Origin of the sequence: Dapis hubbardiae BLCC-M172, from assembly GCF_050016015.1 — a bacterium.
GTDB lineage: Bacteria > Cyanobacteriota > Cyanobacteriia > Cyanobacteriales > Microcoleaceae > Trichodesmium.
Genome location: NZ_JBNHEQ010000108.1, coordinates 635 through 27,019 on the forward strand (window position 1 = coordinate 635; position 26,385 = coordinate 27,019).

The 26,385-nt window shown below is 35.9% G+C and carries 21 protein-coding genes; 9 read left to right on the forward strand and 12 right to left on the reverse strand.

Annotated elements, in window-relative coordinates; translation table 11 throughout:
- Window positions 1–354 precede the first annotated feature (354 nt).
- The 3 genes from cphA to ACP6PK_RS10350 form a co-directional block, all read right to left on the reverse strand.
- The gene (cphA, locus tag ACP6PK_RS10340) at window positions 355–3,069 is read right to left on the reverse strand and encodes a cyanophycin synthetase (RefSeq protein WP_094673564.1); all 2,715 of its coding nucleotides are present in this window, start codon (window positions 3,067–3,069) and stop codon (window positions 355–357) included.
- A 453-nt stretch (window positions 3,070–3,522) separates the two neighbouring features.
- Entirely contained in the window at window positions 3,523–3,738 is a 216-nt protein-coding gene (locus tag ACP6PK_RS10345) for a hypothetical protein (RefSeq protein WP_094673563.1), read from the reverse strand.
- 64 nt (window positions 3,739–3,802) lie between these two features.
- Window positions 3,803–4,675: a cyanophycinase gene (locus tag ACP6PK_RS10350; RefSeq protein WP_426559535.1), complete on the reverse strand. Its 873-nt coding sequence runs from the start codon at window positions 4,673–4,675 to the stop codon at window positions 3,803–3,805.
- 245 nt (window positions 4,676–4,920) lie between these two features.
- On the opposite strand from ACP6PK_RS10350, the gene trmD reads away from it, so the two are divergent.
- The 3 genes from trmD (at window position 4,921) to ACP6PK_RS10365 (ending at window position 9,542) form a co-directional block, all read left to right on the forward strand.
- Window positions 4,921–5,604, forward strand: a complete 684-nt coding sequence (trmD, locus tag ACP6PK_RS10355) for a tRNA (guanosine(37)-N1)-methyltransferase TrmD (RefSeq protein ID WP_426559536.1) — start codon at window positions 4,921–4,923, stop codon at window positions 5,602–5,604.
- A gap of 1,313 nt (window positions 5,605–6,917) precedes the next feature.
- Window positions 6,918–7,094 (forward strand): hypothetical protein, encoded by a 177-nt coding sequence (locus ACP6PK_RS10360; RefSeq protein ID WP_426559537.1) that lies wholly within the window; start codon window positions 6,918–6,920, stop codon window positions 7,092–7,094.
- A gap of 984 nt (window positions 7,095–8,078) precedes the next feature.
- Window positions 8,079–9,542, forward strand: coding sequence for a peptidoglycan-binding domain-containing protein (locus ACP6PK_RS10365; RefSeq protein ID WP_426559538.1), 1,464 nt, complete (start codon window positions 8,079–8,081; stop codon window positions 9,540–9,542).
- A 342-nt stretch (window positions 9,543–9,884) separates the two neighbouring features.
- On the opposite strand, the gene ACP6PK_RS10370 is transcribed toward ACP6PK_RS10365, so the two are convergent.
- The gene (locus tag ACP6PK_RS10370) at window positions 9,885–10,397 is read right to left on the reverse strand and encodes a transcriptional repressor (RefSeq protein WP_426559539.1); all 513 of its coding nucleotides are present in this window, start codon (window positions 10,395–10,397) and stop codon (window positions 9,885–9,887) included.
- A gap of 356 nt (window positions 10,398–10,753) precedes the next feature.
- Window positions 10,754–11,533, reverse strand: coding sequence for an MBL fold metallo-hydrolase (locus ACP6PK_RS10375; protein ID WP_426559540.1), 780 nt, complete (start codon window positions 11,531–11,533; stop codon window positions 10,754–10,756).
- 1,237 nt (window positions 11,534–12,770) lie between these two features.
- Here ACP6PK_RS10375 and ACP6PK_RS10380 point away from each other — a divergent pair.
- The gene (locus ACP6PK_RS10380; protein ID WP_094673135.1) at window positions 12,771–13,379 is read left to right on the forward strand and encodes a helix-turn-helix domain-containing protein; all 609 of its coding nucleotides are present in this window, start codon (window positions 12,771–12,773) and stop codon (window positions 13,377–13,379) included.
- 743 nt (window positions 13,380–14,122) lie between these two features.
- Window positions 14,123–14,914, forward strand: a complete 792-nt coding sequence (locus ACP6PK_RS10385) for a peptidylprolyl isomerase (protein ID WP_426559541.1) — start codon at window positions 14,123–14,125, stop codon at window positions 14,912–14,914.
- Between the two features lie 563 nt (window positions 14,915–15,477).
- Here ACP6PK_RS10385 and ACP6PK_RS10390 read toward each other — a convergent pair.
- From ACP6PK_RS10390 to ACP6PK_RS10410, 5 genes are all read right to left on the reverse strand, one after another.
- Window positions 15,478–16,968: a WD40 repeat domain-containing protein gene (locus ACP6PK_RS10390; RefSeq protein ID WP_426559542.1), complete on the reverse strand. Its 1,491-nt coding sequence runs from the start codon at window positions 16,966–16,968 to the stop codon at window positions 15,478–15,480.
- A gap of 80 nt (window positions 16,969–17,048) precedes the next feature.
- Window positions 17,049–17,573 carry a ferric reductase-like transmembrane domain-containing protein gene (locus ACP6PK_RS10395; RefSeq protein ID WP_426559543.1) on the reverse strand — a complete coding sequence of 175 codons (525 nt, stop codon included), beginning with the start codon at window positions 17,571–17,573 and terminating at the stop codon, window positions 17,049–17,051.
- A gap of 886 nt (window positions 17,574–18,459) precedes the next feature.
- Complete coding sequence (locus ACP6PK_RS10400) at window positions 18,460–18,750, reverse strand: hypothetical protein (protein WP_426559544.1); 291 nt, start codon at window positions 18,748–18,750, stop codon at window positions 18,460–18,462.
- 75 nt (window positions 18,751–18,825) lie between these two features.
- On the reverse strand, window positions 18,826–19,056 hold the full coding sequence (locus tag ACP6PK_RS10405) for a DUF6851 domain-containing protein (protein ID WP_426559554.1): 231 nt from the start codon (window positions 19,054–19,056) through the stop codon (window positions 18,826–18,828).
- The gene (locus ACP6PK_RS10410) at window positions 19,026–19,373 is read right to left on the reverse strand and encodes a DUF6851 domain-containing protein (protein WP_426559545.1); all 348 of its coding nucleotides are present in this window, start codon (window positions 19,371–19,373) and stop codon (window positions 19,026–19,028) included. Before ACP6PK_RS10410 ends, ACP6PK_RS10405 begins: the two co-directional genes overlap by 31 nt.
- Window positions 19,374–19,812: 439 nt before the next feature.
- Between ACP6PK_RS10410 and ACP6PK_RS10415 the strand changes: the two genes are divergently transcribed.
- Together ACP6PK_RS10415 and ACP6PK_RS10420 are read left to right on the forward strand one after the other, a co-directional pair.
- A complete protein-coding gene (locus tag ACP6PK_RS10415) occupies window positions 19,813–19,935 on the forward strand; it encodes a hypothetical protein (protein WP_256386621.1) in 123 nt (40 codons plus the stop codon).
- Window positions 19,936–21,493: 1,558 nt separating this feature from the next.
- Complete coding sequence (locus ACP6PK_RS10420) at window positions 21,494–21,697, forward strand: hypothetical protein (protein ID WP_426559546.1); 204 nt, start codon at window positions 21,494–21,496, stop codon at window positions 21,695–21,697.
- 545 nt (window positions 21,698–22,242) lie between these two features.
- On the opposite strand, the gene dpsA is transcribed toward ACP6PK_RS10420, so the two are convergent.
- Window positions 22,243–22,776 (reverse strand): DNA starvation/stress protection protein DpsA, encoded by a 534-nt coding sequence (gene dpsA / locus ACP6PK_RS10425; protein WP_094675021.1) that lies wholly within the window; start codon window positions 22,774–22,776, stop codon window positions 22,243–22,245.
- Window positions 22,777–23,054: 278 nt separating this feature from the next.
- On the opposite strand from dpsA, the gene ACP6PK_RS10430 reads away from it, so the two are divergent.
- Window positions 23,055–23,300 carry an Asr1405/Asl0597 family protein gene (locus ACP6PK_RS10430; RefSeq protein ID WP_094675023.1) on the forward strand — a complete coding sequence of 82 codons (246 nt, stop codon included), beginning with the start codon at window positions 23,055–23,057 and terminating at the stop codon, window positions 23,298–23,300.
- A gap of 138 nt (window positions 23,301–23,438) precedes the next feature.
- Window positions 23,439–24,110: a (2Fe-2S) ferredoxin domain-containing protein gene (locus tag ACP6PK_RS10435; protein ID WP_246844339.1), complete on the forward strand. Its 672-nt coding sequence runs from the start codon at window positions 23,439–23,441 to the stop codon at window positions 24,108–24,110.
- A gap of 220 nt (window positions 24,111–24,330) precedes the next feature.
- Here ACP6PK_RS10435 and ACP6PK_RS10440 read toward each other — a convergent pair whose 3' ends face one another.
- The gene (locus ACP6PK_RS10440; RefSeq protein WP_426559547.1) at window positions 24,331–26,226 is read right to left on the reverse strand and encodes a mechanosensitive ion channel family protein; all 1,896 of its coding nucleotides are present in this window, start codon (window positions 26,224–26,226) and stop codon (window positions 24,331–24,333) included.
- Between the last annotated feature and the right edge of the window lie 159 nt (window positions 26,227–26,385).

Below are 26,385 nucleotides of genomic sequence, written 5' to 3' on the forward strand. Positions count from 1 at the left end.
CAACTCAGAAGTTAGAATTAATCCATGACTGAGTTTAAGCATTTATAAATATCCTAATCTTTGCTTCGACTCCTATAAAATGTTCAAAAAATCTATCATTCTGATGTAGGATTGCTATAAAATTCAGTAAGGAAAAATCTATCAATAAAATAATAACTATGATGAGAAGCAGGTATAGTAACGCACAACTCAGAAGTTAGAATTAATCCATGACTGAGTTTAAGCATTTATAAATATCCTGCTTCAACTGCGATAAAATGTTCAAAAAATCTATCATTGAACAACTAGATTTTTATCATAAAAAGGGGGTTGAAAATCTCAACCCCTTTGACAGAAAAAGTTTAATTATTTAACTTAATGCGCAATTGAAGTTTTTAACTCTTCTGGAGAGTTATTAGATTTTAAACTACTTTCAGGTAATTCAAGATCCTTAACTGGGTTACGAGCTTCTATTAAACTGATAGCTCGACTCACACTTTCTGGTAAAATTACTACTAAACTGTCAGAAGAAGCACGGTCTAAAGCAGTATTAATAGCAGTTGTCTCGTCTAAAATTGATTCATAAATAGCTTTTGACTCAGAATCTTTTCCTTGACTCAAGAATTGCTCAACACCTTGATAAATAAGTTCCGCAGCATTTCCCCTGGGTCGTCCCCTAGTATCATCATCTTCTTTGATAATAATTTCATCAAAAATATCTGCTGCTAGTTCCCCAAGAGAAACAAAATCTTCATCACGGCGATCGCCTGGTCCACCAACTACACCGATCCGTTTACCTGGCCAATTTCTGACAAATCCACCTAATGCTTCATAGCTAGCAGGATTATGAGCATAATCTACTAAAGCATGATAACCACCCATATTAAACATATTCATCCGGCCTGGGGTTTGATCCACTGAAGCCACAAAGGTTGACAAACCTTCCCGAATATGCTCTATTTTTACTCCTTGGGTAAAGACGGCCAAACAAGCTGCCAGAGCATTAGCAATCATAAATGGAGCTTTACCAGCCATTGTAATTGGTACATTAACTGCTTTTTCAATTCTTAAAGTCCAATCACCTTTCAAAATTGAAATATAGCCATTCTCATAAACTGCTGCCAGACCCCCTGCTTCTGTATGTTTGACTAACAGTTCGTTATTTGGGTCCATTGAGAAATAAGCAACTTGACCTTTGACTTTCTCTGCCATTGCTGCTACTAATGGGTCTTCAGCATTCAAAATTGCATATCCTTTAGGCATTACTGACTCAGCTACTACACTTTTCAGTTGAGCTAGTTGTTCTACGGTATCTATATCTCCAATACCCAAGTGGTCAGCAGCTACGTTTAATACTATTCCCACTTCACAGTTAGAAAAACCTAAACCAGAACGCAAAATACCGCCCCGTGCCGTTTCTAACACAGCAACTTCTACTGTGGGGTCTGAAAGAATTAAATGGGCACTGTGAGGACCTGTATTATCTCCAGCTTCAGCCAAATACTCACCAATATAAGTTCCATCAGTAGTGGTATAACCAACTACTTGACCAGTTTGCTTCATCATATGAGCTAATAGTCGGGTAGTAGTAGTCTTACCGTTGGTACCAGTAACACTCAATATTGGTATTCGACCATTCTTTGCTCCCGGAAATAACATATCCATTACTGCTCCTGCCACATTTCTTGGCAAACCGCGACTAGGAGCAACGTGCATCCGAAAACCAGGAGCAGCATTAACTTCTACTATTACTCCGTCCACTTCTCGCAATGGTTTAGAAATATCTTCAGTAACTACATCCATACCTGCAATATCTAGACCAATTATCTTAGCAGCTCTCGATAATAGCCAAACATTTTCCGGGTGTATTTCATCAGTACGGTCTACTGCTATACCTCCAGTGCTGAGGTTAGCTGTTGCTCTTAAAAAGCAAATTTCTCCTTTTCTCGGTATTGAATCTATGCTGTATCCTTGTCTTTCTAGGATAGAAAGGGCAAGTTTATCTACTGTAATTCTAGTTAGGACGTTATCATGTCCATCTCCTCTTTGAGGATCTCTGTTAGTCTCTTCAATTAGTTCTGATACTGTAGACTTACCATCTCCCACTACATGAGCTGGAACTCGTTCGGCCACTGCTACAACTTTGCCATTTACTACTAACACTCGGTGGTCTTTACCTGTGTAGTAACGTTCCACAATTACACTTTTTGTTTTAGAAGCATTGCTGGCTAAATCATAAGCTTCTTCTGCCTCTTGCCAATTTCTCACATCTATGGTAATACCACGACCATGATTTCCATCTAGAGGCTTAATTACAATAGGATAACCTCCGACATCTTCAATGGCATCTTGAAGTTCATCAAAGTAGCGAGTAACTGTACCACGAGGTACTGGTATTCCTGCATCTTTGAGAATTTTTTTCGTACCTTCTTTATCACAAGCAAGTTCTACTCCAAGAATTCCTGTTTGGTTACTGAGAGTTGCCTGAATTCTTTTTTGATTGACCCCATAACCAAACTGAATCATAAACCGAGCAGATAGTTGAGTCCAAGGAATACCTCTTGCTTCTGCTTCTTTGACTATAGCTTCTGTACTTGGACCTAAAGATGCTTGATTTTTGAATTCTTTGAGGTCTTCTAAATCTTGCTGTAATTCTGTTGGAGGATATGTACCTGTATCAACAATGCTTTGGCAGAGTCTTACTGCTGCTCGTGCTGAATAACGACCTGCTTGTTCATTTTGATATTCTATTACTACCTGAAATATTCCTGGAGTAGATGTTTCCCTTGTCCTACCAAAACCAACTGGCATTCCTGCTAGCTGTTGAAATTCTAGGGCAACGTGTTCGATTACATGGCCCATCAATGTTCCTTTTTCCACACGACTGAGGAAACCACCTTTGACTCCTGGGGAACAGTAATGTTCTACCAGACTTGGTAGAACTTTAGTTAATCCTTTGTAGAAACCAGGAATGTTAGATGTATATTTTTCGTATAGGTCTTCTAAGTCTAGGCGCATAACCACCAGTTTATGCCGGCGAATGCTCCAGTAGTTTGGACCGCGTAATGTCTGGAGTTTGAGGATTTTCATAGGAGGATTTGAAGGTGATGCTTAGAATCAGAAAAGCAATGGTATTTTTATTTTTAATTTCTGCTCAGAATATTTGCTAAACTGTTTACTACAAAATTTTTTTCAGGATGCACTAATCCTTTCTGCTGTACAATACCTATAAAATTTTGGCAAAACTAGGAAAAAATTTGTAATGCCAGTCTAAAGATGCTTGCTTCCTGCTTCAACCTGGGAGGTCGGCCTTTTCCAGTTCACAGGCGTAACTTCGGGTACAGCCTACCCTACTAAATTGATTAACCTAGTTAAGGTCGCGGTCTATTTGAGTGCTAAATACAATGAGGGTAGTTGAAAGTACGCTCTCTTAACTTTAGTTCTCTATAAACATGACCGCAGTTATGACAAGTTTTGGATGATGGAAAACATTAATCTAGCTAAAACTACGGTCTCGCAGCTAGCAACAATTTTGGTTGTCAATCATTGCCTAAACTGATAAAAAGCTTGACCTGCTCTAGATGGCGCTAATTTACTGTTTTGCATCATGCTAGAAACATTTAGTAGTTCCAAACAAAACTCCATCTTAAAAATATCGGATGATAATCCTGTGATGGTAGAAGAATTTGGACTGTCTATTACTTTATTTGCTACAAAATATATATAGTTTTCAGTATAGTTACGCTTTATGTCTGCCAATTAGGTAAGCTACTCATCTACAGGAACAAACTTCTCAATAACTGATAAATTATCGGAAATTATATTAGTCTAGAGGCATTATTGTTTCAGAAAGCCCTGGTTTCATCGTATGGGAATGGAGATCGTAACCATCACCATGGCACATTATATGTAATCTGAGATTCGACAAACTCAAAGGATCTTCTACCCCTACTTTGGCAGAATTTGTATAAGACATTTCTACCGGATCTATAATTGTGACTGTGCCTTTACCCATGACTTGAATTTGACCGTCTCCTTCAAACAATGCGCAGGTATCTTCGTCTATTCCTATACCAACTTTGTCTGGATGGGTGGCGATCGCGCTTAATAAACGGGCCATCCGATTCCGGTTATGAAAGTGTTGGTCTACTATTAACTCTGGCAATATGGCCAAACCATTTGTCATATCGACTAAAGATCTATTTGGTGATGAGCCACTACCACCACCTGCTATCATGTGATAGCCCATAACTGCTGCTCCTGCACTTGTTCCGGCCAGTGCTATTTTTCCTTCTAAAGCTTTAGTTCTGATGTTGTCCATCAAAGGGGTCTCAGCAAGTAGGCCACAAAGACGCAGTTGATCTCCACCAGTCATAAATACTCCGGTGCAGTCTTCCAAATACTCTAACCAGATTGGGTCTTCTCCCTGATACCTTTCTCGGATGTCAAATATTTTAATATCAACAGCGCCCATATCTTGAAACACCTTACGGTATCTATCTCCTTGAGCTGCTGGTTCTCTCGAAGCTGAAGGAATAACTCCTAGTTTGGAATTTACTCCCCCTGCGCGATTAAAAAAAGTTTGTAGAATCTCTTTTCCATGAACTTTATCCTCGGCTCCTCCGATGACCATAATAGTTGTTTTTGTCGGGCGTAATGTATCTAGTTCTAAGGCTTGAGACTCTAACTGCATCATCTTGTTAATCTTGGACAGCAGGTACACATTTAATTTCAATAATCTGTTATAATAATAGACTATCTTATAAACTTGCAAGTCCCCTACTTGCTCTGGAATTTTTCAACATTTGTTTGATTGGTTAAATTTATAATTTTAATTTGTTGCCCAATTCTTACCGCACAGCATACTCTAAAAAATTAATCTCAACAATTGAAAATTCTACATTTTTCAGGACACCCTAATTAGTTATAGTATTAACTGCCGTGCGATTTGATGTTATTACCTTATTTCCAGACTTTTTTACAACACCTCTAAATTTAGGTTTACTGGGGAAAGCCCTTGACAAAAATATTGCCAAGGTTAATCTAGTTAATCCCCGTGATTATACCACAGACAAATATAAAAAAGTTGATGATGAGTCTTATGGTGGAGGAGTGGGAATGGTTTTAAAACCAGAACCTATATTTGCTGCTGTAGAATCATTGCCAACTCTGTCAAAACGAGAGGTGATTCTCTTAACTCCCCAGGGAGAAAGAATGCACCAAGGAATGTTCCGGCAGTTCGCTACAGAATATGACCAACTTCTTCTAATTTGTGGTCATTATGAAGGTATTGATGAAAGAGTAGAATATTTAGTTACTAAAGAAGTATCCCTAGGAGATTTTGTCCTTACAAGTGGAGAGATACCAGCTTTAGCTTTAATTAATGGGGTAGTCAGGTTACTTCCAGGAACGGTAGGAAAGGCTGAGTCATTAGCTAATGAAAGTTTTGAGTCTGAATTACTTGATTATCCTCATTACACTCGACCTGCTAATTTTCGTGGTTGGAAGGTTCCAGAAGTTTTGCTTTCTGGACATCATGCTGAAATAGCAAGATGGCGTTATGAACAACAAATTCAAAGAACAAAATCTCGTCGTCCAGATTTACTCAAAAATAATGATCCATAAAAAAAATGATAATTGGTATAATTAAGTTTTTTTGAATATCTAAGGCGTGAAGTTCAATAATTAATAATTAATAATTAAGAGGTTGAATGTATCAGGAAATATGAAAAAAGAAGATAGGGAACAGGGAATAGGGAATAGGCAAAAAAACGATTATTTGTTATCAGGAACTTCACAACTAACTGATTAAGTATGAATAGTCATACCTCCTATCTCTGTAGAGTTATTTCAATCCCTTGCCTTATTCAAGCTAGTTGATTGAGTTTTGAAACTTTTTTCTTAATACTTATAGCAATCCTATTTTATTCGTGTCAAAAATCTTACTGCTTTTTAGGCAATAGGCAACAGGCAACAGGCAACAGGCAACAGGCGAGAGTTTCAGTTTTTTTATTTACTTTTTGATTGCTCACAACCTATTTAGGATTGCTATATTTGACAAAGAGTCTCTTAATAATTGATATAACAATTCCCAAAAAGCGTGAGGTACAAAATTTTAAGTTTGAGGGAATACTTCAATGGTAACAGGGGATAAAAAGACAAAAATATATAGTCATTTCAAATAAGGATGAAACACTTTTTTTGCTGAAACCCTTTCTAGGTAAGGGAAAACTCGTCCCAGTCTTATTCAGAATGACTATCACTGTACCTCACTACCTTGGGAAATACTATAGTTTATAGTTAATAATTATTCATTCAACAATTCAGGTTTCAAGCCTCCCCTTGGATACTATCCCTTATAAGGAACTCATAAAACCCTTTTCTGATAGAAAGATGGGGGGTGGGGAGATGGGGAGGTGGGGGAGAAAAGCTTCTAATTAAATACGTTGAATCTCTCGAAATATCCAGTTAAGGACAAGTAGAAAATTTGTCTTGTCTATTTTGTCAAGTTTTATGTTAAGAAATATGTTTATAAAGGATAGCCTTGGATAGGGGATAAAATCCAAAAAATCCTTAAGTCTCAATCCTATCCTTTTTCAGACGAGGTAATAATTAATAATTGTTAATTGCTGAATTATCCCACACTTTCCGCTCTGCACAACTGAGAATTATAACTAGAATTAGGTCAACATACTATTTGTTAAGAAATTTAGATAAATCTAAATCTTAATTACAAAACCAGAATAATTGCTACTTTAATCATTATTTAAGTGATAGGTTTATAAAACGTTGTTAGTTTTGAGATGCTCCTGATATTATCTATAGCTTGACAATTATAGATATTCAGTAACCTCACAATCAGCAGTTTTTACTGACTGAGTGTAAGTATTCAAACAACGTTGAGATAAATTGTTTAAGAAAAATATTCTAGGTGAAAAATGTATAAAAATCGTTCTAACCGTGACCCATTAGTTGTAGCTATTACTGCTGCTTTAGGAGCTGGTGTTGCTACTTCTTTCGCTGTTAATCAAGGCCAAAATCCTATAACTGCTCTGGGAATTACTATTTTTGCTGGTATTGTAGTTTTAATTTGCGATCGCGTTGGTTTAGTTTAAATCTTGAGTTGTTTAGTGCAACAAAATTATGGAAATATTATTGATAGTTGTAGGTAAAAATAAATTAAATTAACCTTAGAGACTGTTTGTAAAAGGAATATTAAATCCAGGCGCAGGATGGGGAGGGTGAGGCGGCAATAATTATGAACCGGAACCAAAATTTAACATTCTGCCGTAATCAATGGAAAGTTAAGCACTCTAACCATCTTAATCTTTAGTTTACAAACATTCTCTTAATAGATTTCCCAACTAAAATAAAATTATATTTCCTGAGAATTTGATATAATTATTTTACTTTTCTCATATTAATCAGGTATAGTATTTTTTTCTATTTCCCCTCCTTTGTTTTGTTTTAATAGTTAAACTATTCTCTAAAAATCGAAAACTTTTGTTTCTCAACAATTTAAGAATTATGCTCTACATTGTTTAATAATCAATAAAACCCAGTAACCTATTATATTAATATAGGTATAGTAAAGTAGGGCTAGGAAAATACCTAGTGCAGGATAGCAGAAATAAGTGACCAGTTACAAAATCCTAAAAGTCTTACTAATCAATACTTCTGACTTCTGTACGGGCGTTAACGATAGTTATGCGAAGCTAACGGCCGTTTCGCTGCGCGACATGAAACGCCCGTACTTCTGACTTCCGTGTAGCGGCACTAGAGATATTTAATAAACTTGTCTAATCTAGCTTTTTCTATAAAATTTCTAGTTTCAGTATAATCCAAAGTTGTATCAGTGAGTAATAATCATAGTGATAATCTAGGTGTTATTAGTCAATTTTTCCTACAGAATGCTTACTAATAATTCTTGCATCTTAGTAAATTTTAAATACTAAAACAGTTATAAATAGACTTATTGTAGTCAGAAAAAATCATCAAACAATCTGAATACTAAAATCTGAATACTAAAATCTGAATACTAAAATTAAATTTAACTTGTTAATATAAAAACTTAGAGTCTCCCAGGAACAGGAAAATTTATGGAATCCCTTGCATACTTAGAATTTTTTCTGGTTAGTGAAGAAATTAAGGATTTCAAACTGATTGAAGGACTTAACTGGAAAAAACTTTCTAGCTTCGCTTATATTAAATTTTTATCATTAGTAATTATTAATTCTATTCTGGTTAATGCTAGTTTTGCTCAGGTGTCGGAAATTTCTGCTTCTGAAACAAATAGTTATTTTAATCTTAGCCAAACTCAGGAGAATATAGTAGCTCAAGCACAACTGACAAGAAACTCTTTTTTTTCTGGCTCTGGACCAGAAAGTAATGCAATTCTTTCTCCTAATAGTGCAGTATATCTAAGGCGTGGAGACAGAGCTGCAACAGTATCAGCTGTTCAAAGAAAATTGAGAGAGCTAGGCTATTTCAATGCGAACCTAACTGGCTATTATGGCCCAGTAACAGAAAGAGCTGTCATACGGTTCCAGGAAGACAATGGTATTACACCTAGTGGTCAAATTGAACCTACCACCTGGTCATTACTATTTGGTGGTAGCAGAACCAGTCAAACTAATAGTTCATTATTAAATTCTCCCACACAAGTATTATCTTTTGGAGAAATTAGTCCTCAAGTAGCAATTATTCAAAGACGGTTAAAAGAACTAGGCTTTTACAGAGGTCCAATCAATAGTATTTATGACCAAAATACTAGAACTGCGGTCATTAGATTTCAAAGTGTTCATGGAATTACACCTACGGGTCAGGTAGGGATAACCACTAGAGACTTTCTCTTTGGTACTAAGTCTGTTCCTGTGGAGAGAGTATTTCTGCGACGAGGAAACACAGGTCCTGAGATTGGGAAATTACAACAACGTTTACAAAATTTAGGTTATTATCAGGGGCAAATAACTAATTATTTTGATCGAAGTACAGAAATAGCAGTAATTGATTTTCAAAGGAGAAATAGAATTACTCCTACAGGTATAGTTGGACCAACAACCCAAGCATTTCTATTTAATCCTAATCAAGTTTTACCTCCAGGTCCCGTATCTAACTCAAGTTCCAGAGTCAATTATACTACTAGGCAATACTCAAACTTAAGTGTGCTGCAACGAGGCGATCGAGGTTTGGCTGTAAAACAACTCCAGATTTTGTTAACAAGATTGGGTTATTATCCAGGGGTGATTGATAGCTTTTTTGGACCAGGAACAGAATTTGCGGTCAAATGTTTTCAGCAAGATGTGGGATTTGTTCCTAGTGGGGTAGCTCGAAGAAATACATTAGAAGCGTTAAGACATCCTTTGATTGTCACCCAAAATACTTCTGGGCAAGAGGTTAGTTATATTCGTAGCCAAAAACAAGTCTTGGAACTTCAAAATCGACTTCGCTTACAAGGAATATATTTTGGTCCATTGAATGGAGTTTATAATTCAGAAACAAGAGCAGCAGTGGCAAAAGCTCAACTACGTTATGGAATTAGTACAACAGATATTGGAGATTAGCTACCTCAAGCTTAAATAAAATCCAGAATTTTTTTGAAAGAACTCAGATAATATATAGCAATGAGCGCTGGTATCTTTACAAATTGTAGTAGGGGCAAAAGAGCTAGAATTCTTATATTATCGGCAATTTATTCTCCCTGTTGCCTGTTCCAATAGTGCCTGTTCCCGGAGCACAGCGCTATAATATTGAGTTTAGGAAATTTAACTTGTGTAGATCATAAAATCCTCATTCCTAAAAATCCCCGTGACAAAAACAACTTCTGACTTCTGACTTCTGACTTAGTTTACTTGAACCCCACCTCTATATCAAAGTGGGGATATTTTTTGTTCAGCAAATTCGATCTATTCACTGTTTTCTGTATCTGTAAGCGCCCGTGGGCAAGACCACTCAGTAGATACGAGGGAAGGCCATCCTTTTCTTAGGGCTTCATAACAAATTGTATGAATAGTTAACTGACAATCTAAAAGATGTAATCCTGATTTTTCAGCTTGCTTGAGACCAATTTTTAAAATAGAGTCATTCTTAAATTCAATAGTTTTATTACATTGTACGCAAACAAGATGATGGTGATGATGAGGGTAAGGCTGATTTATTTCATAATGTTTATGTCCCTCTGCTAGTTCTAGTTCTCGTAGAATTCCCATCCTCGCCATTAACTTTAAGGTTCTATAAATGGTAGATAGACTAATTCTTTCACCTCTATTTTGTAGCATATTATAAAGGTCTTCGGCACTCAGATGATTGCCTTTGGGCAAATTTTGAAAGATGTGCAAAATTGTCTCCCGTTGGGGAGTCATTCGCCAACCTTTTTCATTTAGTTCTGCTTTAAATGAAGATGGTGTATAAAGAGCCACGGTATTTTATCAAAAAAATATAATTATTGATAATCATACACAATAATTAAATGATTGTCAAAAAAAGGATTTTATTGATAATTAGGATGATACAACGGATTCCAAGTATATGAACTACAAATATTGATAATCAGGACTTACGCACAGACACTATATATGACGTTCAAAAACTATAGCAGATATATAGTGTTTAAAACGCAAAAATGCGTAAGTCCTGATACAAGATATGTCTATAATTCTATATTCAATCTCCCCTGCTCCCCTACTCCATTATCCATTATCCATTAATGAATCCCTTACTCCCAACTATATAATTAGGTAACGATATTTAATAAAGACCTTATTGTTTGGTCAAATTAATAAGTTACTGGTCGCTGCTCTAATTGTATTTCAAAACTTTCTCCAGGCTGAGGCTCTATAACTTTTGTCCCTAGATTATTTTTAGCTAATAGAGATTTTGTTTCCTCAATACTTCCTTCAGCTTTGAGAAAAGATATTAGTAATCCTTGAAAATCTACATCACCTCCTGCTGCTGTAGGTAGCATGACTTGGGGTTTCAACCATTTAGCTACCTGTAAAGCACTTTCATTTCCTTTAATTATTGGTCCCACTAAGGGTAAATTCAAATTAATGATTGGGGAGATGACAACATCTATAGGTGCAAATTCTTTGATTTCTTCAGAATGGTTGCCGTGGGGTTCATAGTATATTGAATTTCCAGTCCTTAAGTCTTGAATAATGTAACCATTTTCTACTAACGTTGGGCCGACGAGTGAACCGGGAACTGCTCTAATTTCAACACTATTATCAAAACAGTAGGTATCACCATGACCAAGTGTGATTACCTGAGAGTAACCAAACTCTTTTGCTACTTTTGCCGCAGTGGGAGAAGCAATAACATGAATATTTTTGTCTAATTGCTTAAGTGTCTCTGGGTGAGCATGGTCTTCTAGTCCCTGAGACAATACAATGAGGTCTACATTTTCTGGAATGGCACGGGGAGTATGTCGTTCCCCTTTAAATAACCAAGGTAGATTACCGAAGACTAGGGGGCCAACGAGCCAAGGATCTATGAGAAGTCGTTTGCCTCCAATTTCAATTAGCCAGGAATTACTGTCTAACCAAGTTAGTTGCATAGTATTTATATAATTTACGCCTCATATTATCGTAACAATTTATTACAATCCATGGATGGGTTGCGTAGACAGTTAGGTGCTGAAGGTTGATTTATAAAGTAAATATTAAGAGGCTGAATTCTTTTAAATTGACAAATCAAGTCTTATAGAAGTTTTCATGTTTTTAGAGTACAGAGATTTGGGTTTAAAGGAAGAAGGAAGAAGTAATGCAAGTCATGAAGTGAAAACCTCTATAGAACCCCTGAAGGGATCTATTTAAAATTATAGAAATTACAGTAGGGGAGATGGGGAAATGGGGGCTTAGATTCTACCATAGCTCATTGCTAATAGAGTTATATTCGTTGCTGCTATAATTTTCAGTTGGACTAATTATTATAGCTTGACTGACTTTAGTTGCGAGAATAGGAAGATTTGTCTTTGAAGCGATAAAGATAGGTTTTTTTTATGAATTAATTAAATAAACTTGATGTCAATAGAGTTGAAATCGATCGCAATTAGCTGATAAAATAAAGGTTTTAGTTTTGTCTGTAAGATGCGATCGCCCATAGCTCATTGCTAATATAGTTATATTGGTTGCTGCTATAATTTCCAATCCAACTAATTATTATAGCTTGACTAGCTTCAGTAGGAATGAGGGAGCAGATAGAAAATAAATTGGCATTGTTTAGGTTGTATAAAATAAACTTCAAGAGTTGATTTTTGGATTAAAACTAATTCAAAAGACATTAAAGTTAGTTTAACAAAAATCAACTAACTAAAAAAAATTAAAAGAGATTAAGGTTAGTTTAAAACGAAGAATAAAATAGGCAAATTTATGAATATTTGATGAATTTCAGTAAAACCATTTGCAATATTTGATAAATTCGGTTATTTTCTTAATTGTTGATTTATAAAATAAATCTTAAGAAACTGAAATTATTACAAAACCTAGGTTTGTAGAGCCTAAATTTCTCAAAAGTTAGTTACATGATGGTTTCAGATAAGATGTTTTTCTAAAAACACAATCCTGTGAATCATTCCCCTAATGTATTCTGGAAAATATCAGGATAGTTAACAAAATTTAGTAGTTGATCTTCTATGGTTAAGGAATTCATATTTTTCTGATAAGGCGGAAAGCTAATTCCCAAGTAAATTTGCTCAACATTGATATCAAAAACTGCATAAGTGCTAAGAGTTCAGAAATACTCCTGGTTGTAGGAAATAGCAACTGGAATTGTAAATACTTAATCAGAAACCTATGTTGTCTAATCAATTGAACTGCAAAACCGAAACAACTCAGTTATCCGTAAACGGTAACTACTTAACATCTTTTCAGCGACAACACTTACAGAAGAATTTGAATGATGACCTACCGTGGCAGTATCGCCAGAGAATTGAAATTATTCTTCTAGCAGATGAGGGTAAAACCCAGAGTGAAATCTGTGAAGCTATAGGTTGTGCTCCAGGTACAGCTCGGCATTGGATACTAATAGCTAAGTCTGGTCAAGCCCATAAATGGAAAGATCATCCGATAGGTCGTCCTCAAGAAGTTAACCAACAATATTTAGAACGTTTGAAAGAGTTGGTAACTAATAGCCCTAAAGAATATGGTTATGTCTTCAGGCGGTGGACTGCTAATTGGTTAGGAAAACATTTAGCCAAAGAATTTAGTATCAAGTTGAGCGATCGCCATATTAATCGACTGTTAAAACAAATGGGGCTATCCACTAAAGGAAAACGACCTCAAATGGAGCAAACTACCGATCGAGATTACAATGGTAAAAACATTGTAATTCAGGATCTTAACTCAGAGCTAAATCTTGACCCATATTTGAGAACATTAGCTTTCGAGGCTGCTAATAACTAACAATAAATATGTGGTACTAAGACATTTTCTAGAATATGAAGCGTCAAAAAAATAGTCTAGATATCTAGACTATTAATTCATTATGTCTTTCAGCTCTCCACTTTCATAAAAGAAATATTAAACTGTTTGAAAATATTAGCAACAATCAAGTGTGATTACCTAAAATATTAGCATTTGGTTATTTAAGAGTGTTAGTTGACTACTTTCTACTTTTAATAAAATTAATGCTCAAAAAAAATGTTAGTCCAGAGATTGTAGCCTATCAAAATTCAATTTTTAGGTAGTAGGAGTATCCTATTTTGATCGTCAGTAAGACCCTCCTTCTACCTCAAATAAATCAAGATAAAATCAGTTTATACATCAACTAAATTTAGAAGCAAAAATGCAATTTAAAAGTTCTAAAAAATTAGATACTGACCTAGTTACAGTATAAAAAAATTATCTTGATTATCGTGTCTCCAATTAACAGCAAACGGCTGGAAATTAGGAAAAATTAAGAGTCAGGAGTAATTTTTTAGTTTTGTGGTGAAGACCTAACTTCAGGCTAGAAGCATTATGGGTTCATTAATTAATAATTATCCATTAGGTAAAAAATCCCTAACGTTACCTGTGGTGTGTACAAGCTTGTTGGGGTCAAGAATCCCCACTAATATTGATTCTGTCTCTAGAATTTTTCTCTCTTGACTGCTTTTTCAATGAGAAAAAAATAGAGAATAATCTAGTGCATATTATCGAGTAAATTTATGTTAGAAAGTATTACTATTACACCAGAAGATATTCTCAAGCAAGTTAAATTTTCTTTGAAACTTTCAGAAACTATAGAAGGAATAATTACCCGCAAAATCATCAAAATAGCAGCAGAAGATGCAGGCATTGAAGCAAAACCAGAAGAACTTCAAAAAGCAGCCGATGCCATACGGGTAATTAATCAGCTACATGGTGCTAAGGAAACATGGGCTTGGTTACATAAACATAGTTTATCTATAGATGACTTGGAGGAAATGGCTTACTATAGTTTTTTATCTGGTAAATTAGCAGATCATTTATTTCATGATAAGATAGAGCCATATTTCTTAGAAAACAAATTAAATTATGGTGGTGCATTTATCTATGAAATTATTTTAGATAATGAAGATTTGGCAATGGAATTATTCTCTGCTATTCAGGAAGGAAAAAAGACTTTTTCTGAAGTTGCTTATCAGTATATTCAAGAGGAAGAATTACGACGTGCTGGTGGATATCAAGGAAGAGTAAATTTTCGAGAATTAAGACCTGAAGTTTATCCAGTAGTTTTTGCTGCTAAACCCCCCCAACTTATTAAACCTATAGTAACTGCTTACGGGGTACATTTAATTTTTGTGGAAGAAATTGTTCAACCGGAGTTAACAGATAAATTACGTTGTCAAATTATGTCTCATTTGTTTAATGAATGGATAAAGGAGCAAATTGAGAAGGTTGAGGTTATTAAGAAATGTAGTTCAACTTTAACTAGCTTAGTTAATATTAATATTTCCGAGCCTCAGCTATATAACTAGCCATAAAATTAACATATTTCCCGTAAGCATTCAGCTATTAGCACCTCAGCAGTCAGCTAATAGTCGAGCCAACCTACAGGACTGATTAAAATTAGTTGACGATCTTTTTCTTGATATTTCACTTTTTGGAAATTACAGCACTTTTGAGGATGCTGAGGTACAGTTTTTGCAGTTCAGCCTTCGTTTGCTGTAACAAGCAGGATGCTTGTGTTACCAAAATTACTAATAGACTGGAAGTCTTTGCTTTGTTTTGTACCTCACTACCTCCGAAATTGCTCTAATTTCTTCTGACAAATGTAGGGGCGATTCGCGTAATTAGGAGCATTTCGGCACGGAAATCTCCCCTACTATATATCTTAGTTATGTGTAAGTCTTGTTAATACTATTTTTCTTAAAATGGAAAAATAGTATACCTATTTCACTTTTAAATTATCTCAAATCCGCTGGGCAACGGAAGTGATATAATTCTACCATCAGAAAAGAGCGAAAACTCCTAGTTTATGCAGGGTTTGGAGACCAAACCCCTACGCTCTTGAATTCTACCGATACTACCGGATTTGATATTACAACCATCCTTGCCAAGGATCGACCTTCAGTACACCTGTTGATGTCATTACCACCCGGAATACTCCCAAAGGTTGTTTCTGGGTTATGGCTTCAGAATTAGTATTATTTAATAGCTCTGGTAAAGGAGTTTGCCCAATATAATCTATAGCTTCTTGGTTCATTGGTTCTATACTGATCATCTCATTATCAGCATTAACTTTGATTTGAAATACTAAGTCTTCATACCACCTGGGAGTTTGTCGCCAACTTACGTCGATTTGATCGTACAACTTTTGGTTTAATTTCTCTAACATTGCTACATCAGTAATTTCTGGTTGTACTTCAGTAGTTTCTGAGGATGCGTCTTTAATTTCTGGTTGTATTTCAGTAATTTCTGAGGCTACAGTATGAACTTCTTTCTCTTCCAAAACAGGCGGTTCGAGAGTTATGTTGATATCTTGTAAATCTTGAGGTGAATCAGACATAGACCAGAGTTTAACAGCACCATCAGCACCTCCACTAGCAAGAGTTTTACCATCAGGGTTAAACTCTACAGAGCAAACTGCTTTGGAATGAGATGTCAACTTTTCCTTTAGTTCTCCTGTATCAACCTGCCATAAATGAATATTTCTGTCGTGACTGGTAGTGGCAATAGTTTTGCTATCGGCGCTAAAAGCAACAGAGAAAACTGCTTTTTCTTTCTCAATAGTTTCATGTAGTTGACCAGTGTCTACTTGCCATAACTTAACTGTTCGGTCTTGACTACCACTTCCTAAGAGTCTATTATCAGGGCTAAAAGCGAGAGTCCTCACACTCCTTTTATGTGCTGCTATTGAGTGAAGTTCTCTACCCGTACTCAAATCCCAAGTTTTAATTAGACCATTTTTGCCCGCAGTTGCTAGCATCTTTCCATCTGGACTCAAAGCTAGGGAAGTTAAAAGACTTGGATGTTTAAAACGACGGTTAATAGAACCAGTTTTAATATTCCATACTTTAATCATACCATCATAACTGCCACTAGCTAGGGTTTGATTATCAATACTAAAGGCGATCGCTTTGACATCATCAGTATGACTATGAAGATCGCGGAGAAGAGCGCCACTAGAAATATCCCAAAGCTTAATGTGGTTATCCCAGCTACCGCTAGCAAGGATTTTTCCATATGGACTAATAGCCAGAGATTCAATAGCATTGTCGTGAGCGTTGATATTATGCAGCAATTCACCATTGCTTACATTGGAAATCTTAATTGTACCATCATAACTACCACTAGCTATAGTTTGACCGTCAGGACTAATGTCTACTGTGTAAACCCATGATTTATGTTTTGCCAGAATTTGCTCTGGTACAGTTTGTTGTGCTACGTCTGAAACAGGATTCTTGACTGATACTAATCGCGATCGCGAGAACCAAAAAGCTCCAATAGATCCTAGAACAATTAATCCTATTACTGTGTAAGTATTATTAAAGAAAGGTGAGTTTTGTTTAGATTTTTTCGCTGCAACCATTATTTATCTCCTTAAATTTAATATTGAATACGTTGATTTATCTCAATCTAAGTTAGCTTTAATTCTTATTTATTGGGTTTTTATTTTGATAATTGATTTTGACGCTCTTTCCATTTTCTAGCAATAAATAAAACTGCTATACCTATAATTCCAACCATTCCAAATGGTGTCAGGTGTGTCCAATGACCCCACATTTTGTTGATTATGTGCCAGACTAACAGAAATAATGCTAAGTAAGTTAGTTCATGTAATTTCTTCCAATTTTTCTTCATTTTTTTCACACTCCAATCATTAGAAGTAATTGTTAATAGTGTGAAAATAATGAAAGTTACAATTCCTTGTACATATATCCAATAAGTATGAGATTCAGTAAAATCTAAGGTTCTTTTAGCAACTAACAAAACTCCATGTCCTAAAGCAAGTACAAAGGCAATTACTCCTATTTCTCGTCGGTTTTTCAGCAGGATTTTCCGTATTTCTGTTTGTTTTGTTTGAGGAAAAACAATTCTCATACTTGTTGGTAGTAAAGTCAGGATGTAGCATACTAATGCTAAGAAACCTAAATAGTTGGCTAGTGGCGCTATATCTAACGTTGTATCTAACATAATTGCTCCTTATTTAATTAATAAGTGATTAGCTATGAGTATTCAGCTATCAGTAAGTATTAATTTTGCTTTTCGATCGCGAAGAATTTGCATAAGTTTTAGTTTTATCTTTTGCTCATCTTTAGTTAATATATTGCCGATTTATTTCTGAATTGGCAAGAGTTTTTTCTCTATAACTTAGACGCAAGTTAAAAAATTATGTCTCAATTTAAGGGGCAATTAATAGTCATCTCAGCCTCATCTCAGATACCAAATTGATATCTTGTGATGTCTGTTACTAAAGGCTGGTTTTAAATTTTATATCAAATCTGCTTGCTACGAAATCGGAGTAACAAGAAACCGGGTTTGTGGGAGTTCAATGGTAGAGACGTTGCATGCAACGTCCGTACAAGAGCATTTGAGACAAACCCGGTTTCTCTGCTTTTTTATACCGATAGTACCGGATTTGATATTACTCAAAGCTTTCTTTACTCTCAATACAGCCCTCAAAAAAACTACCAGAATATCTGCAAAAATAGCTATGAAGCCTCTATTTCAGATAAATATTTACCCTTAAGCTTTTAATTTAAAGAAATCTTTTCTGAGGAGTTTAGAAAAGACATAATTATTTTAGTTAATTAACTTCTTTAATAAATCTGACTGAAAGAATATTACAGGCGCTGTATTTTTGGGGATATCTCAACTAACTATTGAGGATAAATATTTATCTCAATAATATTATAAATAAGCTTAAGTGATAAAAAGACTTTTTTTTAATCTCGATCACGGTAACAATCAAGGATAAAACTCTTATCTTACAATATCATGTTCAGTTGAATGTTTATCACTTAGATTCCCAAGTAGCAACACCAGCATCAAATACTGCGTTACCCAAATTAAAGAATAGCTAAACGTCGGAGTCTAATGCGTTGTCATCTCTAGCAGACACAAATTGACCGAAAGTCATCCAAGTTCCTGGAGGGAAGGATGTACCACCAGCATCTTCCCAAAATTCTGCAATTAGCTTTTCTTGATCTGTCAGACCAGCGCTTAGATCGACAACATCTTGTGCTTGCTGGATAAATCCAGGATTGATGATAGTACCAATAATATCTTGACTGATTTCAACAACAGAGCCATCTGCTAGAGTGATTTCACTAGCAACTAAGTCTACCTCAGCTTCAACACCTGGTAGCAAGAATGGTTCTGGACCTGCTCCTAGAACTCCTGCTTCTCTTAATGCTTCAGGTGATTCGAGACTAAAAGGTGTAATTTATGCCCACTGTGGAGTTAGGAAATTTTGCACTCGACCAGTAGGATCGTTAATAGGAACAAACTCAGGAGTCCAAAGTTCTCTATCAATAGAATCTCCAGCAGGATTTTGGGGTTGATAGCCAGTTATATCTGAATAGGGATTACCGTTACCGTTAGGATCATCTCCTAGTTGGTTGGAACCATCATTCTGACGGAATTCTAATAGTGCTTGAGCAGAAACGTTACCAATACCAGCAGGAGTAGTAAAGTAACATCAGTGGTAGTGTTACTGGGATCTAAGCCCAATTGTGTCATCACATCATCGAAAACTGCTTGCTCACTGGGGAATAAATCTACCAAAGTCCGGTAAGCTGAAAAACTCATAGCTTCAGACTTGTTAGCATCAGTGTTCTCTGATTGAGGACGCTGTAAATCGTCTCCTAATTGAGTTGACATAGCTGATGGATCGTAAGCAGACCAAGCATCATAGATTGCTGTGTGCACCATGGAATAGGCACGAGAGGCAACTGTAGGGCAGACTCTAGTATTGATTACAGCTTGTTGCACTGCGCGATCCTATAGCACGGAGGTGGTGGGTGACGCATCATCAACTGTGACGAGTTGAGTTACGGGATCGACTTGTAGTTGAGGAAGGGTCATTGTAAATATCCTATATTTTTTTTCTTTCTTTTTTTTTGCAGAAGAGTTGGCAAAAGTTTGAGTTTTGTCTCTTGCTTGTCTTCAATTAATATGTTGCCAGTACATTTATGAAATTGCAATAGGTTGAGCGAGATAAGTTAGACGCAAGTTAAAAGTTTTGTCTGCATCAGTTAGACGCAAATTAAAAGTTTTGTCTGCATTTTCCAGAATAGTGCATACTTGATATCGGCTACCAACTTGATATCTGCTAACACATGATTACTCAAGGCGTTTTCAATTTTTTCTCATGCTTTCTTTACGGTGTTACTGAAGCACGGGTATAATTTTCGGCATTGATATAAGTGGGGTGGGCATCCTGCCCGCCCGAAAATATTGGGGAGATGAGGAGATGGGAAGATGGGCAGATGGGCAGATGGGCAGATGGGCAGATGGGCAGATAAGCGAAAAATTTGGCAATAGCTTAAGATAGAACATTTTCTTATACCGAATTAAGCGGAATTAGTATAAAAATAGTTACAAATTACTTAGTAGCCCAATTCCCCAATACCATTAGTATAATTGAGGTACTTAACCTTGTTTTACTAAAGATAATCGCCAGAAACTTCACTCTTGGCCCTCTATCCCTAATAATCTCTGTAATGGTAATCATATTGGCCTCTAATAACATTTAGTTCTCCACACTAGGGGCAAATGGAGCAGGAACGAAGCTACTAAAGCTCCAATATTATTGGATGTGGGGTTTGGAGAACAATAAACCCTGTGTCTTTAGGCCGAGCATACATGGCTCGCCAATATAAAAATAGGTGTTTTCCTCGGTCATCCTCTGCAAACAATAATGACTCTTTCTATAATTAATTTGTCTTAATGCGCTTTTCAGATGGATAAACCACATCGTCATAATCAAAACTCTGTAGGGACGTTTCGCTGCGCGACATATAAAGCGGAGCTTTGCGTTAGCACATGGCCATTCGCCCCTACCGTGGTCTACTGAAATGAAAACCGCTGTAATGCTACTTAGAAATTTTCTGGGAGAAAAAATGCCTGTTTGCCCAGCATTCTGTCGGAAATGTCAGTCCCATTAAGTCTATTATTTCTTGAAAATCTATCACTTCTTATACTATTTCTTTGTAAGAATGCACTTCATAATTGTTGCTCAAACCTGATTAAACTGATACCAATTCACTTTAGATGTCTCACAAATAGTTTCAAACTTTAGATGTGAAATAATTTCCTGAAATTACTGTAGCGTAAAAGTTTTGAGCCTATGAAATCTTAATTTTTGACTGTCTTGAGTGGGTCTTACATTCTGGAGAGGCTGTGTGCGGAATTACTTCCGCACTTTATAGAACCCCTGAAGGGGGATCTATTTAAAATTAGAGATTGAGAGTAGGGGAGTGGGGGTAGGGACGTTGCATGCAACGTCCGTACGAGAGTGTCGAGAGATGGGGAGATGGGGTGTGGGGTGTATTAGATATCTCCCACTCATCCAATCATCAAATCAATTATTACCCATTTTTTATCAATTAATTCTCCCTCCGACCTATTTTCTGGAGATACGCTTAGGGGTTCTATACGCCCCGCAGGAAACCTCAAAATTACGCACTCGCTTTTGTAGGGGCGAATGGCCATTCACCCCTACTTTTAACTTCCGTGAAACAGGATGACTATTCTCATCTTCTATTAAGTTCAACTTAATGGAGAAATAGTATTAATCTTCTTTCCTACATAATATAATTTTTTTAACTCAACACTTAAACAGACCTAATTTTCAACCTTAAGTCATTTTTAATCCAGAAAAAAACTAGCTAATTTATGAGTAATAGGAATATAGTATTTAATAAATAAAAAGTTAAATCTCATATGTTTCGCAATCAATAATCTAGATTTATTTCTGTTATTTAGATTTAAGATAACAATTAAAATGAAGCTAATAACTTTGAATATTTAGATTACAAATAAATGAGAAAAAGCTTAATTTTTAGCAAAAGCAAAAAACAAAAAAAATAATCTTGAAGGAGAATATCTCAATGGCAAATCTAAATATTACAGATTTAACCCCTGAATTTATGGCTGAAGCTATTACCAACGCTAAAGCACCTTGCCACAATTCTATGTACGAAACCTCTGATGGACAAGCAGGAGAAGTTGTATGTTGTTTTGATACTATTGGCCATCTTCATTGTAGATGCTCTTGTTGCCCTCCAACTATAGTAATGGTGTATCAACTTTGAAATGATAGATAAATTTTTCTGCCCTAGAAAGCAGAGGACAGGAAGGAGGAAAAAAAGCTTTTTTAGCTGGCCTGACTGACTTGAAGACTCCTGGCAACCAAAATATTGGATTTACTGGTCAATGAGTATTGTTCTGAAATTGACAGTCAATTTTTCTCCATACCTCACTCCACTTGATTAATCAACAAATTTAGTAATCTATTTTACAAAAATTAAATTTTTTTCCAAGTAGTTGCTAAATTTTTGCAACAGGGTTATAATCTACTTAATAGCTACTTATCTAGCAAAAAAAAATTGACAGAGAGGATGAGTCTATCTCCCTGTCACCTAATATTCTTGTATTTTATTCCTGATGGAAGTTTAACAGGCAAAATCTGACTTAATTTGGTTTCCGATTTTTGCCTGCCAAATCTACGAAAATCAAGAGTTTTGCTAGTTTAAATTTATTATATTACAAACAAAAATTCAGGTGTTGTATCTACTTCTATGTTGATAATTTTCCAGAACAGTTAAATTGCCAACTTGTACAACTTGTAATAGTTAACCTAGTTCAATACTACTAATGTATCTGGAGCTAGGAAATGATCTAAATGATATGCACGCTCTTCTGTTTCAAGTAGAATTTTCTCATAGAGGTAGCGAGTAGCGCGATCGCCTAAACTTTCAGCTTGTCCAGCAAGACGACGTAATAACTTAATTACTTCCTGTTCTGCTTCTAGATCGTGTTCTACCATAACGCGAGAGCTAAAGCTACCATCTACTTCTGGAGTAAAGCAGCACATTTCAGCTAACTTAGCAAAGCTAGCAACTGGAACACCACCCAGACCATTTAGACGTTCTGCTAGTTCATGGATATGCTCTCTTACATCATCATAACTTTCTTTAAAGAAGTCATGTAGTTGGGTGAACTCTGCTCCTTCTACAACAAAATGGTGTTTCTCATATTGGAGATATAAAGCCTGGAAACTGGCCAAAGCAGCATTCATACCTTCGCATACTGGTGTAGTTACCTCTTTTTCTAATCCAACAGGATTATCCTTAATTTCACCAAATGCTTGTACTGGAGTAGCTGTAGTCATATTATTTATTCCTCTGTCAATTAACTTAGTTTAATGCTAGTTATCTAGCTTTTTTATTGCTAATAGTCTTAAGTCTACCACAGTTAATAGGAGAGTCAACCTGAGTCAGGTTCACAGATAAAAGATATTGTGAGTTAGCAAGTAATTTTTATCAGACTATTGAGAAAATTTATTAGGTAGTGTATACTTACAAATAAAGGCTTTCTGGTAGAAACATACTCCACTTCCACCAGAGCTGACAAATAAACTTAGTGCTAATATATTTCAATTGTAAAAAAATGAGTACATTCAACCAGAGGCCAGACACCTGCGAAATTTTACCAGTAAGTTGTGTAGATAGATGGCAAGTCTATAGACGCTTACAAGAGTTAGATATTGATTGTTCGTGTGAAGCAGAAAAGCCATTGCAAGTAAATCTAAAAAACACAAATGAAGCTAACCAACTAGAAAGTGTTTTAAAACAATTCACAGCTCATCGTCACGAATTGGTGCAATTGTTACAAAGTTGTTGGGAGGTTAGCTAATATCCTGAATTAATACCATGAATTAGATAGAGGCAAAAGTAATGTATTTATCTGTTTAGAGATACAAAACTTTTACCTAAGTAATTAGACTTATTCCAAGCCACACAGACAACCATTAGTAAGCAAAAGTAACCAACAATGTCTAAATTGAAGAAGCATCAGAAAAAATTCAGCCTCGAAGGAAAAGTTCAAGAAGTTACCATCAAAGATGGCTATAAAGTCAAATATGTTCATGTAGAGACACCCGCCGGAAATAATTATGTTGTCAAAATAGCCAAGCGTTTACGACGGAATTTTTCATCGGTATTAATACCAGGTTTAGGGGTGAAAATGACTGGTGAAATGACAGTATGTCTAAAAACTGGTGAAGAAGAATTGAAAGCTTTCGAAATTATACCAGATTTTAGCAATAATTCAACAGTACCATGCCAAAATCATACTGTCCAATTAGTTGATGATTCATCTAGCCCACTCATAGAGCTAAGATTGCCAGAAACTGAGCATATTTGTAGTAAATCTCAAAAAGTAACTGGAGCTAATCCTAAATGTCCTGCTAAAAAAGCTCAGATTTTGGTATGTCAAAAATCTGATTGTCAAAAACGAGGTGCAGGCAAAGTTTGTCAAGCATTATCTGCAGCACTTAGCGATCGGGGCTTACAAGACCAGGTGACAATTAAGAAAACCGGATGCCTGAAAAAGTGCAAAGCAGGACCAAATATGGTAATTATGCCGAACAAAGCTAAATACAGTCGGATTAGTTCAGCAGAAATTCCCGAAGTAATTGAAAAACACTTTGCCTTAGAAGCATAACACAAAAGTTTCCAGATTCATGGTAGTTTTCTCTAATTCCAATCTCTTTCTAGGGATTGGAAATATTCTGCTGTATAATTAGGGTTTGCTGAAAAAAGCAGAGTGTGGCGAGGGTGGGGAATGTGGGAAGTGTGGGGAGGGTCGGAAGACTAGAGAAAGTCGGAATAATAATTGTCAAAAAATTAAAAGTAAAATCAATTCTCCCATGGGAAATTATCTCTTATTTCTTCCTACTCCCTACTCCCTCTTTTCCGGATATGTCGAATAAATTAGTTGAATTCTGTACTAAAAAAGATTGTTTGGGAATACCGATCGCAATTCCTTCGCGCTCGAAAGCTATTTTTACACGACGCCGTAATTCCCGATTTACCATCCAGTGTTCTCCAGGTTGAGTGGGAAGCAACAGACGTATTTTAATTCCTTGGTGAGATATTTCTTCCACACCAAATAATTGAGGAGGCGCGACGATCAATTGACTCCAGTTAGGGTCATCATGTAATTCCTTTGCTACTTGTTCAAAAACAGATAATGCTCTGTCCACATCAGTTTCGTAGGATACCTCCACTGTATAGTCAACCTGTGACCAATCTTTAGTATGGTTCTGCAAAATCTTAATTTGATGATGGGGAACAGTAAACAAAACTCCTTTAAGATTGCGAATTCTTGAATAGAGAAGGTTGACTTCCTCCACACGACCTTCAACGTCCTCTATCACAACCCAATCTCCCACAGCAAAAGAATCAGTTATCAGAAATACAGTACCATGAACTAAATCTTGAATGAGGGTTTGTGCGCCAAAAGATATAGTTAAACCAACAACACCTGCTCCAGCTAAAATAGGAACAATGGAAATATCAAGGAATCGTAGAGACACAAAGATGCCAATCAGAATGATCAGGGCTGCCTTAATACTAGCAAAAGATTGCTTTAAAGTGGATAAGCGTAATTTTTGGCGAGTATCAACTTTTTCAGAAAGAATTTGTATTTCTGACCAAATGTTTAGGAGCCAACTAAAGACTATATCTGCGACTTTATTAATTACAAACAGAGTTAACCAAAGTCCAAATAAGAGCCTCGGTTTGTAAATCAACCATAATCCCAAGGGTCTAGTATAGGGAAATAGCCCAAAAATTATCGCTAAACCTACTAACCAAATCCAGATCAGAACTAATGTTAGCAAATACCATAACCAAATATTACTTTTAATGTTCTGCCTTAACTTTTGCTTTTTCTCCTCTAGACTAGGAGATGGAAACCAATTAGCGATCGCTTCAAAAATACCACCAACTTGCCCTAAATTTTTTTTAGGGAGCATTCCTTGAATCTTGATCAGCCAGGATGATAATTTAGTATCAAGAGATAATGAAGAGTCAGTAGAGATTTTTGTCAGATACTTGTGGTGTGATTCCGTTCTCCATTCTAATAATCTTCGCCACAGCATCACAATAAAAGTGATAACCAGTAACAAGCAAAGGAATTTTGCTCCTTTTATCCCTTGAATTTTTAAATATTCTGGTTGTCTTTCTTTCCAGGCAACTATTAGAATTTCTCGCACTTTTACACTTGCTTGTTTCGACAATTCTGAAATAGGACGCCCATACAACTGAGCATCTGCTTTAGTCAAAGTCAGCAGGGTTACTGGTTGTAATTTTTTATTGTCTGAAACAATTATTACGGTTTCACCATTAAGGATACCAGAAATAACTTTCAAAGTTTGAGGATCGAAACTTTGCGTAACAATAGATTTTAATCTTTTCTCAATTATCCTCACTCTTTCTGTAACCAAAATATTGATATCATCCTTGGTATTTATATCTAAGTTATTAGTGGCCGCAACTTGGAAAACTAAGCGTCCGTCTAATTTGACTGCTGCATATTCGAGATTACCTATTTTGCCGGATAAAGAAGTTGGAATTTCCAGATTTTCAGAAAAATATGGTTGTTCCAGCAGAGAATTCAAGAACGAAGCCATGGAAGGCTCTATGATTTGAGCATTAACAAGTTCGGATGTAGCGATATATCTGCCGCTAGGCTCCGCCAACGCGAACACTAGACTGAGAAGACTAATTAAAACTAATTTCTGCCAAGAATGGAAATTGAAAAAGTCTCGAAGCATTTTTACCTTTTACTCTACTGGGATATTTAGTATACGCTTTAAAAGTATCAGGATATTTTCCTTCTGATTTTACTCTTACGAAGGCTAGTAGAGATGATTTATATAGAAAAAGATTCATGCTTTACTTCAGCAACACCAAGAGTATAAAATCCTAACACA